Source organism: Kitasatospora sp. NPDC093806 (genome assembly GCF_040683335.1).
Taxonomy (GTDB): domain Bacteria; phylum Actinomycetota; class Actinomycetes; order Streptomycetales; family Streptomycetaceae; genus Kitasatospora.
The window spans coordinates 1-12,191 of record NZ_JBFBDO010000045.1; the positions used below are offsets into that span (position 1 = coordinate 1).

A 12,191-nucleotide genomic window follows, 5' to 3' on the forward strand; every position below is an offset into this window, starting at 1 on the left:
CCCGCCCTCGACAGGGCCGGGGCGGGCGGCACCGGTGCGTGGCGACCGTCGCCGGACAGCCGTCACGAGACTGCCGTCACGGGACTGCCGTCAGAAGCGGCGGCCGGCCTCGCGCTCGGCCTTCTCCAGCTGGTTGATCCGGCGCTGGATGGCGTCGGCCTGGGCGCGGGCCTTGCGGGCCTCGTCGTAGGCGCCGTAGTGGTCCATCACGCTGGCCTTCCGGCGCAGGTCGTCGACCTGCTGGCGCAGCTGGTTGATGTTGACGGTGATGGACGCGGCAGCCGCGGGCTGGGCGGTGGCGACCTGGGCGACGGTGGCGAGGGCGCCACCGGCCAGGGCCGCGGTCAGGATGAGGGCGGGAATGCGTCGACGCATGGGTGTTTCCTTACGGTGGTGCGTTAATGCGTGATTCACTGACGGGACATCATGCGATAACCCTTCAGTAACCATGATGACATGATCTTGCACCCCAACTTCCCACCCGACCGGCCCAGTCGGGCCCACGTCAGCCGGTCGTGGGCGCACCGTCCTCCGGCTGCACGGCGCAGACCACGCTGCTGGGCACCAGACCCGGGAGCAAAGTGCTGAGGATCTGACTGCACACGGCCGACTCCTGCGCGTTGTGCGGACCCTCGGCGACGGCGGGCGGGGCGGCCAGCACCGCAGCGGCGAGGACCAGGGCGGAACAGGCCGCGCGGGCGGCGGACTTGGCGAACTTCATGGCTGTCCCCTTTCGGGTTGGATGGACGAGCCATTGAGTACCGGACGCGGGGGCGCGATCGGCGGACCCTGCGCCGTTGGTGAGCGTGTCCCGGACAACCGGCGGCGGACTGCGACTGGGGCTGCGGCGGGCTTCGACCGGCTGCGACGGAAAAGGCGCCGGGCCGGACCCCGGGGCATGGGGTCCGGCCCAGCGGGCTCGGGGCGGGTCGGCCGACGAGGGCCGGCCGAGGCAGGCCGGCCAGCGCGGTTCAGTCCGGCGGGCAGGAGGCGCCGGGCGAGGCCAGCACCCGGGCGGCGCACCGGTGACCGCGCGCGGCGGCCTCGCGCAGCCCGCCGCCGTCCGGCAGTCCGGCCGACAGCCCGTCCAGGAAGGCGGCCAGGAAGCCGGCCGCGAACGCGTCGCCCGCGCCGGTCAGGTCACGGACCTCGCGGACCGGCGGGACGGGCACGCCGAACGGCGCCTCCCCCGGCACGTCGATCGTGGTCGCCTCGGCGCCGGACTTGGTGACCACCGTGGTGGCCGCCAGCCGAGCGCGCTCCGGTCCCGGGCGGCCGTCGACGAGCAGCCCGAGGAACGCGGACTCGTCGCGGTTGGCGAACAGCAGGGTGGGCGCGAGCTCGGTGGCGAGGGCGAGGAAGCGCTCGCGGCCGAAGCGTTCCAGCATGCCGGTCGAGGAGGCGTCCAGCGAGGTGGTGCCGCCCGCCGCCCGGACCCGCCGCAGCGCGTCGACGGCCGCGGTGCCGACCGGCTCGCCGTCGAAGGAGTAGGCGGGCACGTGCAGGTGGGTCAGGCCGTCGAGCCAGCCGTCCGGGACGGGGGCCAGCAGGGTGGCCGCGCCCCGGTCGGGGAGCATGGTGCGCTCGCCGGCCTCGTCGATGAGGACGACGATGCTGCCGGTCCGGCCGGCGTGCGCGACCCGGACGTCGACGCCGTGGCCGGCCAGTTCGGCGGCCAGGGCGTGCCCGGCCGGGTCGTCGCCGACGCAGCCGAGGAACCGGGCCGGGCCCTGGCCGGCGGCGAACGCGGCCACGTTGGCGGCGCTTCCGCCGCGCCGCCGGAAGACCCGGGCGTCGGAGTCGGTGCCGTGCCGCAGCGGGCCGTCCACCCAGACGACGATGTCCTCCACGAGGTCGCCGAGCACTCCGAGCATCGGTCAGGCCTCGCTTCCGGCGCTCCCGGTGCCGCCGCTGCCGGCGCTCCCCGTGCTCCTGGCGGCGGCCAGCGCGGTGGCGATCTCCCCGCCCAGCCGGACGTTGCCCCGGTAGACCTCGACGTTCACCTCCAGGCTGCGGCCCTGGGTGTCGCGCTGGATGAAGTCCAGCAGGAACGGGGTGGAGGCGTTGCCGGTGACGCCCTGCCGCTCGGCCTCGGCCCAGGCGCGGGTGAGCAGCGCCTCCAGCTCCTGCGGCGGGAGCTGCTTGGCCGGGTCCACCGGGTTGGCGATCAGGACGGCCTGCGGCAGGTCGAGTCCGTCGCGGGCCTCGATCACCCGGGCGGCCTGCTCGGGGCTGTCGACCTGGTAGGCGATCTCGTGGCCGGAGTCGGTGATGTAGAAGCCGGGGTAGCGGCGGGTGCGGTAGCCGATGACCGGGATGTTGAGGGTCTCGAAGCGCTCCAGGGTGGCCCGGATGTCGAGGATGGACTTCACACCGGCGCTGATCACGGTGACCGGGGTGGCGGCCAGGGTGGTCAGGTCGGCGGACTCGTCGAAGCTCTCCGAGGCGCCGAAGTGGACGCCGCCGAGGCCGCCGGTGGAGAACACCCGGATCCCCGCCCGGTGCGCCAGGAAGGCGGTGGCGGCGACCGTGGTGCCGCCGTGGCGTCCGAGCGCGGCGACCACCGGCAGGTCGCGCAGGCTGGCCTTGTCGAGGTCGTCGGCCTCGGACAGCTCCTTGATCTGGTCCGCCGACAGACCGACCGTCGGCACGCCCGCGTAGACGCCGATGGTGGCCGGGACGACGCCGGTGGACCGCAGCCGCTCCTCCGCCTCCAGCGCGACCTCCAGGTTGCGCGGCCGGGGCAGCCCGTGCGTGAAGATGGTCGACTCCAGGGCGACGACGGGGGCGCCGGCGGCGACGGCCTCGGCGACTTCGTCGGAGATGGAGATGCGGATCGGCTGTCCGGTCATGGCGGTGTACTCCCTGTGCGGCTGCCACCACGGTGTGGCAGCGGTGAATCCAGGCTAGGGAGTGATCACATCGGGATCCAGAATGGATTCCGGCCCTTCTCATAGACTCCGGGCTATGAGTTTCACCCTGCGCCAGCTGGAGGTCTTCCTCACGGTGGCCGACACCCTGCACTTCGGCCGCGCCGCCGAACGCCTGCACATCTCCCAGCCGACGGTCAGCCAGGAGGTCGCGCGGCTGGAGCGGACGGTCGGCGTGGAGCTGTTCGACCGCAGCCGGCGGGCGGTGAAGCTCACCCCCGCCGGGGAGGTGATGGCCGCCGAGTCCGCCCGGCTGCTCGCCCAGGCCGGCACCCTGCTCGCCCGGGTCCGGCTGCACGAAGAGGCCCGGCTGGGCACGGCCCGGCTCGTCGCCTCCCCCACCGTGGTCAACCGGCTGCTGCCGGCCGTGGTCAGCCGGGCCGAACGGGAGCTGCCCACGCTGACGCTGACCGAGCTGTCCGTCGACACCGGCCGGGTGTCGCCGACGCTGGCCGCCGAACTCGCCGACATCGGCCTCGGCCGGTTCCTCGACGACGTCCCCGGCTACCGGCGGGAACGGATCGCCGACGAGCCGGTGCACGTGGCGCTCAGCCGCGACCACCCGCTCGCCGGGCGGACGGCCGTCCGGCTGGACGAGCTGGGCGACCTGCCGCTGCTGCTCTGGCCGCGCGAGCAGAACCCACGCTACTACGACCACGTGCTCGCCCTGTGCGCCGAACGCGGGGTGGAGCCGCCGGTGCTGGTCGGCCCGGCCCGGATCGTCGGCTCCCGGCTCTACCTGCTCTCGGACAGCCGGGCGTTCTCGCTCTTCCCCGCCTCGATGCGGGGCCACCTGACCGAGGACGTGGTCACCGTGCGGCTCGCCGACCGGGCCACCCTGCCACTGGAGCTCCAGTGGCGCCTGGACGACCGCCGCCCCGGGCTCGCCGCGCTGCGCGAGCTGATCCGGGAGGAGGCGGCCGTCCTGGAGGCGTGCTGAGCGCGCCCCTGACCGCGGGCGCTCCCGTCAGAACTGCAGCGACCAGCCGTTGACGGTGCCGGGGAAGTAGCCGCCGACGTCGGTCACCCGCAGCCGCCACGTCCCGGCGGCGGTGTGCCCGGAGGCGTCGACGCCGTACAGGCCGACGAGGTTGCTGTACGCCTCGCCGATGTCGGTGCCGTGCAGCAGGAACACCGCGCCGTCCGGGGCGACCAGTTCGACCTTCAGGTCACCGCGCCACCAGTAGGCGATGTCCAGCGCGACGTCCAGGTCCCGGGGCGCCTTGCCGGGCACCCCGGTGACGGTGACCGGCGACTCGACCGTGCCGACCCCGTCGAACGCCACCGGCCCCGGCGCGGCGAACCGGGCGCCGCGCGGCCGGTTGGGGAGCGCGCCGACGTACAGCAGGCGGTCCGCCGAGCCCGGGCCAAGCTCGCGCAGCGAGCCGACGGTGGCCGCCGAGGTCAGCGCCGAGGCCACCTGGGCCGGGGTCGCGGCCGGGTGGGAGGCCAGGTAGAGCGCGACGGCGCCCGCCACGTGCGGGGCGGCCATCGACGTCCCGGACATGTCGACGCCCAGGCCGAGGTAGTCGGCCACGTACCAGGCCGAGGTGATGTCCACCCCCGGCGCGTAGAGGTCCACCAGCGGACCGTAGTTGGAGAACCCGGCCTGGGCGTCGACGCGGTCGGTCGCGCCGACGGTGATGGCGCCGGGCACCCGGGCCGGGGAGTGCCCGCTCGCGTCGATGCTCTGGTTGCCCGCGGCGACCGTGTAGGTCAGCCCCGCGGCGATGGAGCCCGCGACCGCCGCGTCCATCACCGGGTCCGGCTCGCTGCCCAGGCTCATGTTGACCACGGCCGGGCGGACGGCGTGCTTGGTCACCCAGTCGATGCCGGCGACCACCTGCTCGGTGGTGCCCTCGCCGTCGTCGTTCAGCACCCGTACGGCGACGATCTTCGCGGCCTTGGCGACGCCGAAGCTGCTGCCGGCCACCGTTCCCGCGACGTGCGTGCCGTGGCCGTGGCCGTCCTCGGCGACGTTGTCGCCGTCGATGGCGTCGTAGCCGTAGGAGGCCCGGCCGTCGAATTCCTCCGAGGTGATCCGGACCCCGGTGTCGACGATGTACGCCGTGACGCCGGCGCCGGCCGTGTCCGGGTAGGTGTAGCGGTCGTCGTAGGGGAAGCGGCGCTGGTCGATCCGGTCCAGGCCCCAGGAGGCCGGGCCGGTCTGCGTCGCCTGCGCCGCTCGCACGTCGTCCAGGCGCACCCGGCGGTTCTGCGAGACCAGCGCCACCGCGGGGTCGGCGGCGAGCCGGCGCGCCTGCCGCTCGGTGAGTCCGGCGGCGAAGCCGTGCAGCGCCGCGTCGTAGCTGCGGCGGACCGTGCCGCCGTACGCGCGGGCCAGCGCCGTCGCGCTGTCGGCGACCGAACCACCCTTCCCGGGTTGCGACTTGAGCACGACCAGGTAACTCCCCGGGACGGCGTCCGGCGACCGTTCGCCCTGCACCACCCCCTCCGGTGCCGCCGCCGAGGCGGGGAACGCCCCGCCGGCGCCGATCGACAGCGCGGTGATCATGCCGAGAACCGCGCAGGCCCTGCGCAGGTGTTGCCCTGGAGCCACGGTCCGCCCCCTCCGGTAGCGATGGCATCGACCCGGCCCGGATCGATCCCCAAAGCCTGACTCATCATCAAGTCGCTGACAATCAGCGGATGTTGTCGTTCGCCGACGACCGAGCCGGGCGGCGCGCGGACGCGTCGGACACCGTGCGATCGGGACTGACACCGCACCCGGCGGTGCGCTATCTTCCGGTACGGAATCGCCCCGATCGGGGCGGTGGTTGCCGACCGTGGGGGCAGGCACCATGCAGAGCGCGCGCGGCGTCACCCGGGCCGAGCACAGACCCGGCTCCGAACCCGGATCCGAACCGGGATCCGAACCGGGATCCGGACCCGAACCCGAGAGAACCCGGCGGGGCCGGCCGCCGACGGCTCCGCCCGCTCCACCCACCGCCGTCGCCGGCTTCGTGCGCGGCCCGTTCGCCGGGCTCGACGCCGCCGACCTGCGGGACCTCGGCCGACTCGGCACCCGGCGGGTCTACGCCCCCGGCGAGGCCCTGATGATCGAAGGCGAACCGGGCGACCGGGTGGCCGTCCTGCTGACCGGCTGCGTCAAGGTGGTGGCCGCCACCGAGGACGGCGGCGAGGCCCTGCTCGCCGTCCGCCTCCCCGGCGAACTCCTCGGCGAACTGGCCGTGTTGGACGGCGAACCGCGCTCCGCCAGCGTCCTCGCGGTCCGCACCAGCACCACCCGGGAGATCGCCGGACCGGCCTTCCTCAACTACCTCGCCGACCGGCCCGCGGCGGCCCTCGCCGTCCAGCGCTCGGTCAGCCGGAAACTCCGCTCCGCCACCCGCTACCGGGTCGACGCCGGCCACGGCACCGGCCTCGCCCGGCTCGCCCGCACCCTGCACAGCCTGATCCACTCCTACGGCACCCCCACCGAGGACGGCCTGCGGATCGACGTCCCGCTCAGCCACGCCGACCTCGCCGCGCTCGCCCGGCTCTCCCCCGCCAGCGTCGAACGCTCGCTGCGCACCCTGCGCGCCCAGGGCGCCGTCCGCACCAGCTACCGCGAACTCGTCGTCCGCGACCGCACCTTGCTCTCCAAGGCCGCCGGACTCCCCCTTCCCACCGATCTTGCCACCGACCCTCCCAGCGACGCGAACGGCGGTGCCGGACGATGACCAAACGCACCGGACACCAGGCGAAGACCCCCCGGCTGCGGCGGATCTGCCTGGTCGTCGACATCGAGGCGTACAGCGGGCGGCCCTACCGGGTGCAGCAGAAGGTCCAGGAACGGCTCGACCGCTCCCTCGACCACGCCTGCGCCCGGGCCGGCGTCGACCGCGCCCGCTGCGAGGCCCAGGACCGCGGCGACGGCCAACTCCTCCTGCTGCCACCCGACGTCGACGAGGCCAAGGCCCTGCCCGGCCTGGTCCTCGGCTTGCGCGACGCGCTGCACACCCTCAACCGGGCCCCCGGCACGGCCGGTCGCCTGCGGGTCCGCGCCGCGCTCGCCCAGGGCGGCGTGCAGCGGGCCGCCCTCGGCTACGTGGCCCGGTCGGTGGAGACCGCCTGCCGCCTGCTGGACTGCGCCGAGGCGCGGGCCGCGCTCAAGAGCACCCCGGACACCGACCTGGCGCTGGTGGTCGCGGACGACCTGTTCACCGACGCCTTCGCGGCCGGGGCGGGCGGCCTGCCCGTCGAGGAGTTCACCCCGATCACGGTGGCGATCCCGGCCAAGCGCTTCGAGGCACACGCCTGGGTCGGCACACCCCGGCAGGGCTCGCTGGTCCCGCTGCCCGACCCGGCCGCGCCCGCGGCCCGGCGGCGGGCGACCGCCTCGGTGCTGTTCCGCGGCCTCGGCGACGCCCTCGCCGGCGCCGCCGTGGGCGCCACCCCGACCCTGCACCACCACCAGGACCACGACCCGCCGAACCACGGCGAGGACGGCACCGACACCTGGACCACCCACGACGGCCACCACGGTCACCACGGGCACGACGACGGCCACCACCACGACACCCACCACCACGACGGCCACCACGCGGACGACCCCTGGCACCCGCACGACGGCTACGACCCCGACCCCTGGGCCACCGACCCGCACCACCATCAGGACCCGCACCACCACGACCAGCCCGACCACACCCCCGACGACAGCCACCACCACCACGACACCGACCCCGCGTACCCCTCCTACGACGACCACCACACCCACGACCCCGTCGACAGCCACACGGCCTTCGACTCCCCCGACCTCCTCGACACCCACAATCTCCACGACGTCCATGACGTCCACGACCTCCAGCCGGACCAGGGCTGGCACGGCCCCCACCACTGAGCCCGCAACCACGGCAACCCCGGCCCCTCGTTCCACTCCCCGCCTGCTCGATCAGGGCGCAGGCCGCCTTCCCCTGCTCCACGATGGCGGCACGGCGTGGGGACCGAAAACCATTCGCGATGGCAGGGGCTTCGAGCCGAGACTGACAGGTCGATCACATCGAACAGGAAGAGTGGCCAGCCCTGACGTACAACCGTGACACCCTCCCCTTCCCCTCCAACCGCGTGCCCCCCATCACCTACGAGGGCATTCGGGACTGGGATGAGTCCGACCCTGCCCGCCACTCGTTCGCCTGGGACGAGGTGGAGGAAGCCCGCCTCCGCTCGCTGGTCCGCGAGTGGGTGCCACCTGTGCTCTCCGGCATGGCCGGCGGGTGGCAGGGAGAACGCTGGTGCGAGAGCCAGGTGGACGCGATCATCCGGGAGCGGTATGGCGCCTGGGCCTGGGGATGGAGCTGGTGCCACTACGACGGCGGGCCCATCGGCAGCTGGGTCAGCGGGCCGAGGTCGGTGACGACCCCCGACGAGACCGCCGAACGTGTCGTGGCCGCGCTGTTGGAGTGGCGGGCGTGGTTGGAGCGGACGGCCCAGCGCTTCGCCGAACTGGCGCCGCCGCCGGACGCCTCGCCCGAGGACCGCAGCTGGCACCTGGAACGGGCCTGCATCCGGCTCGTGACCCACACCATGGACTCGGGCGCGGACAACGCCTGGCGCGGCCAGACCTCGATCGTCCTGGGCTGGTTCCTCACCAGCACCGGCATGGACCGGGCCGAAGCCGCGCGAGCGGTGGAGCGCGCGATCGGCGGCCGGTTCAAGAGCTGGGTCCACCCGGAGCGGAGTCTGATCGAGTCGGTCGGCGAGGACCTCGCCGTCGGCCTCACCGGCCACGCCCCGTACCGGGACCACCGCGAGTGGGAAGCGCTGGAGAAGCTCCATGACCGCTGCTGACAGCCTCTCGGTCTGGCTGCATGTGCGCCGTGAGGCCGACTGGCACCGCGCACCGGCCCTGCAGCGGGTCCCACCCGACCGCGACGGGTTCCGGTCCTGGTGCGAAGGACCGGTGCGCCTGCGCGACCCGATCCGCGCCGAGCGTCTGCTCGCCGCGTACGCCCTGGCCCGAGAAGACGCCGCACGCCGCACCCCGCTGAACTTCGCCCTGCTGGCCCGTTGGCAACGCGAAGTCCTCGCTGCGACAGAGGCACCGTTCCGCGTGAGCGACGCCTATGCGAAGGCCGGCCGCGAGCGCTACGGCCTGACCCCTCGCACGCAGGCCGACTTCGATTCCTGCCTGAACGAGACGACCGACCCGGATGTCCCGCTGGCGGCCCGCGCGGCCCGCGCCTATCTCGATGTGGCGTTCTTCCACCCCTTCACCGATGGCAATGCCCGCGCCGCGCTGTTGACCTTGGTCCATGTACTGGCCCGGGAGGACATCGTCCTTCCCGAGGTCGGCCCCCTCCAGACCACCCGCTACGCGGATGACCCGGTCGGTGCCGCCGACCTTGCCGCTCTCATCGGGGTGCTCAACCGCCGCCGACAATGAAGCGTCCGGGTGCGAGCACCGACAACTTCCGCCAGGAACGGTGCCTCAAGCGCCCGAAGGACTGGCCCGGCCTCGCCACCCGCCAGGAGAAGACCGACACCGGCTACGAGGCCGGACTCCACACAGGACACCACCAAGAGCCGGAGGCCACCAGTCGGCTACCTGCCCACCGGACGGGGCCGGCCGGTGGTCCGGGACCTGATCGGCCGACTGCCGGGCATCATCAGGCATCAGCGGGGCGGGGCGGGAGCCGGTCGTCCCCCCTCGGCTGGGGTCACCAGCCGTCGTCGGAGGGGGGCGGGTCGGGGGTGTGGCCGTTTTCGTCGTGGTAGTAGTCGCTCGGGGACTCGTAGGCGGTGTGGTCGGCGGCCTCGATGACGTCGTCGGGGTGGAGGTGGCCGTCGTCCCAGGTCTGGTCGGGGTCGGTCATGGTGGGGGGTGCTCCTCAGGGGGTGGGTGGTGTGGCGAAGTAGATCGCCTCGCACAGTTCGCGGGCGGTCCGGGCGTACCGGCCGACGTCGCGCAGGGGGCCGTCCTCCAGGCGGCGCCAGTCCCGGGCGGCCCGCGCCGCTGCCCGGCGCAGGTCGGCGGGGGTGGTGTCGGGGGCGAGGCGGAGCTGGTCGGCGGGGGTGCGGCCGGTGGCGAGGGCGATCAGGGCGGCGGCCGCGTCCGGGTCGAGTTCGAGCCGGTGGGAGGCCACCGCGGCGAGCGCCTGGGCGAGTTCGTGGCGGCGCAGCGCCGGGTGCTGCCGCAGTTCGCCGATCCGGGTGCGGGCCTGGCGGAGCGCGTCCGGCGGGACGTCGCCCGTGTTCAGCGCCGCCTCGACGGCGCCGAGGGCGGCGGCCGCGCGCAGTACGTCGGCGGCGTCCACGAAGCGGCGGTGCAGGTGGGCGACGACGGCGCCGATGCCGGAGGCCTCGCGGAACACCGTCAGCAGGGCGGCGGCCCCGACCTGTCGGCCCTCCGTGCGGGCCCGGCGGGCGGCGCTGAGGGCGGTGTCGACGCCGTAGACGCCGAGCAGGCCGATCAGCCGTTCGCGTTCGGGCCGGGTGAGCGGGCCGTCGGCCCAGTCGAGGAAGCGCCGGCCGGAGTAGAGGGCGCGGCGCAGTTCGGCGGCGGGGGCCTCGGCGAGCCGGCGGACCAGGGCGGCGTCGGGTTCGGTGAAGTCGTCGCCGAGGGCGGTCTGGGCGAGCAGTCCGACGACCGGCAGCACGTCGTCGACCAGTCCGGCGAGCCGGCCGGCGTTGGTGGCGGCGACCTGGCGGGCGCGCGGCCAGGGGTCGCCGTGGCCCTCGCCGAGCAGGTCGATCCGGCTGAGCACGCCGACGGCGTTGAGCGCGGTCATCCGGCCGTCGGCCTGGGCACGCAGGGCACCGAGCGCTTCGGCGTCGCCCGCGCCGGGGTGCGGCATGACGTAGATCATCGCGTCGGCGCGGGCGAGGGCGGCCAGGGCGGGCTCGTCGAGGCCGCTGAGCGAGTCCAGGCCGGGGGTGTCGACGAGGACGCAGTCGCCGGCCGGCCGGAGTCCGGCGGCCTCGACCACGACCTCGGCGATCAGTTCGGGCGGCACGCCGAGGTCCCGGGGGTCGCGGGGCAGGCCGCCGGCCCGCCGGTGGACGGTGCCGTACCGGTGCCGGATCTCGACCCGGTTGAGCGGGCCGGGCCGGAACCAGGCGACCACCGTGGTGCACTCGGTGGCGGCGGAGGCGGCGAGCCGGCGGCCGAGCAGGGCGTTGACCAGGGTGGACTTGCCGGCGTTCATCCGGCCGCCGACGGCGATCCGCAGGGTCCGCTCGGCGAGCCGCTCCCGGACGGCCCGCACCGCCTCGGCGGCCGGGCCATCCGGCAGGCCGGCGGCCAGGTCGGCGCAGAACTCCTCGACCAGCGGGGTGAGTTCGTCCGGCGGAGGGCCGGTCGGCGGCGGGGTGTTCACCGGGCCGCCACCGGGGTGGCCGCGCCGGCCGGCGGGGCGGTGCGGCGCTGCTCGCTGGCCAGCAGTCTGGCCAGCCGGCGGGCGGGCCGTCGCAGGGGGGCGAGTTCAGCCTCCTCGGTGCGCGCCACGCCCTCCATCCGTTCGAGCCGTTTGGTGGCGCTCTCCACGCCCTTGAACCAGGACACCAGGCTGTCGACCGCGTGGGCGTCCTGGCGGAGGTCCTTGATGGCCGCCTTGGTCGCGGCCAACTCCTCCTCCATCTCCCGCACTTGGTGACCGAACAGGGTGGCGAGGCACCACAGGACGGGGACGGCGACGCCCTTGGGTGACGGCCCGCAGGACAGCGCCACCGTCGTGCCCCGGATCCGGCCGCCGCTGCCGATCAGTTCCTCCAGCGGGGCCGCCGCCGCCCGGGCGCGGCCCCAGGCGGCCCGGTCGGGCACCAGGTCGGACTTGGTGTAGGCGAGGACGATCGGCAGCGGCGTGTCCTGCCGGCCGACGGCGCGGTGCAGCAGGACGACGCTGCGGCGGATCTCGTCGTGGGACTCGGGGTCGGTGGCGAGGCGGTGGGCGTCGACGAAGACGACCACCGCGTCGGCGCCGGTGAGCTGCCGGAGCAGCTCCGCCGTCTCCGGGTCGTTCGCGGCCGAGCTGGTGAGCGCCCCGCCCCGGTAGTCGGTCCAGTGGAAGCCGAGGACGATCGCCGGCCCGTGGAGCAGCGAGAACCCGAGCTCGGTGCGGCGGGAGGACGGCGGCGGGTAGACGCCCTTGCGCAACCCTCTTCCGGTGGCGAGCAGTTCGCCGCCGAGTACGGGTTCGGTGACCAGCCGGAACCCTTTGCGGCCGACGGCCAGCCGGGTGTACATCGCCGCCAGGTAGCTGCTCTTGCCGGCGCTGCTGTGGCCGAGGGCGACCACGCGCAGGTTCCTCAGGTCCATGGCGG

The 12,191-nt window shown here is 74.6% G+C and carries 13 protein-coding genes; 5 read left to right on the top strand and 8 right to left on the bottom strand.

Going from position 1 to position 12,191, the window contains the following annotated elements; genetic code table 11:
* Positions 1–90: 90 nt before the first annotated feature.
* From AB0N76_RS21345 to AB0N76_RS21360, 4 genes are all read right to left on the bottom strand, one after another.
* Positions 91–375 (bottom strand): hypothetical protein, encoded by a 285-nt coding sequence (locus AB0N76_RS21345; RefSeq protein WP_363559092.1) that lies wholly within the window; start codon positions 373–375, stop codon positions 91–93.
* 130 nt (positions 376–505) lie between these two features.
* Positions 506–721, bottom strand: a complete 216-nt coding sequence (locus AB0N76_RS21350) for a hypothetical protein (protein WP_363559094.1) — start codon at positions 719–721, stop codon at positions 506–508.
* A gap of 250 nt (positions 722–971) precedes the next feature.
* Entirely contained in the window at positions 972–1,874 is a 903-nt protein-coding gene (locus tag AB0N76_RS21355) for a PfkB family carbohydrate kinase (protein WP_363559096.1), read from the bottom strand.
* Between the two features lie 3 nt (positions 1,875–1,877).
* On the bottom strand, positions 1,878–2,852 hold the full coding sequence (locus AB0N76_RS21360; RefSeq protein WP_363559098.1) for a pseudouridine-5'-phosphate glycosidase: 975 nt from the start codon (positions 2,850–2,852) through the stop codon (positions 1,878–1,880).
* A gap of 115 nt (positions 2,853–2,967) precedes the next feature.
* On the opposite strand from AB0N76_RS21360, the gene AB0N76_RS21365 reads away from it, so the two are divergent.
* Entirely contained in the window at positions 2,968–3,870 is a 903-nt protein-coding gene (locus tag AB0N76_RS21365) for a LysR family transcriptional regulator (protein WP_363559100.1), read from the top strand.
* A 27-nt stretch (positions 3,871–3,897) separates the two neighbouring features.
* Here AB0N76_RS21365 and AB0N76_RS21370 read toward each other — a convergent pair whose 3' ends face one another.
* Complete coding sequence (locus AB0N76_RS21370; RefSeq protein WP_363559102.1) at positions 3,898–5,445, bottom strand: S8 family serine peptidase; 1,548 nt, start codon at positions 5,443–5,445, stop codon at positions 3,898–3,900.
* Between the two features lie 448 nt (positions 5,446–5,893).
* Between AB0N76_RS21370 and AB0N76_RS21375 the strand changes: the two genes are divergently transcribed.
* From AB0N76_RS21375 to AB0N76_RS21390, 4 genes are all read left to right on the top strand, one after another.
* On the top strand, positions 5,894–6,613 hold the full coding sequence (locus AB0N76_RS21375) for a Crp/Fnr family transcriptional regulator (RefSeq protein ID WP_363559104.1): 720 nt from the start codon (positions 5,894–5,896) through the stop codon (positions 6,611–6,613).
* The gene (locus AB0N76_RS21380; protein ID WP_363559106.1) at positions 6,610–7,773 is read left to right on the top strand and encodes a hypothetical protein; all 1,164 of its coding nucleotides are present in this window, start codon (positions 6,610–6,612) and stop codon (positions 7,771–7,773) included. The genes AB0N76_RS21375 and AB0N76_RS21380 overlap by 4 nt, the downstream gene beginning before the upstream one ends.
* Positions 7,774–7,997: 224 nt before the next feature.
* Positions 7,998–8,720 (top strand): hypothetical protein, encoded by a 723-nt coding sequence (locus tag AB0N76_RS21385; protein ID WP_363559108.1) that lies wholly within the window; start codon positions 7,998–8,000, stop codon positions 8,718–8,720.
* Complete coding sequence (locus tag AB0N76_RS21390; RefSeq protein WP_363559110.1) at positions 8,707–9,315, top strand: Fic family protein; 609 nt, start codon at positions 8,707–8,709, stop codon at positions 9,313–9,315. The genes AB0N76_RS21385 and AB0N76_RS21390 overlap by 14 nt, the downstream gene beginning before the upstream one ends.
* Positions 9,316–9,589: 274 nt before the next feature.
* Here AB0N76_RS21390 and AB0N76_RS21395 read toward each other — a convergent pair whose 3' ends face one another.
* Genes AB0N76_RS21395 through AB0N76_RS21405 form a run of 3 tightly spaced genes read right to left on the bottom strand, consistent with a single transcriptional unit; the run spans position 9,590 to position 12,186 of the window.
* Positions 9,590–9,745: a hypothetical protein gene (locus AB0N76_RS21395; protein ID WP_363559112.1), complete on the bottom strand. Its 156-nt coding sequence runs from the start codon at positions 9,743–9,745 to the stop codon at positions 9,590–9,592.
* 15 nt (positions 9,746–9,760) lie between these two features.
* Positions 9,761–11,248 (bottom strand): GTPase, encoded by a 1,488-nt coding sequence (locus AB0N76_RS21400; RefSeq protein ID WP_363559114.1) that lies wholly within the window; start codon positions 11,246–11,248, stop codon positions 9,761–9,763.
* Complete coding sequence (locus tag AB0N76_RS21405; RefSeq protein WP_363559116.1) at positions 11,245–12,186, bottom strand: hypothetical protein; 942 nt, start codon at positions 12,184–12,186, stop codon at positions 11,245–11,247. The genes AB0N76_RS21400 and AB0N76_RS21405 overlap by 4 nt, the downstream gene beginning before the upstream one ends.
* Between the last annotated feature and the right edge of the window lie 5 nt (positions 12,187–12,191).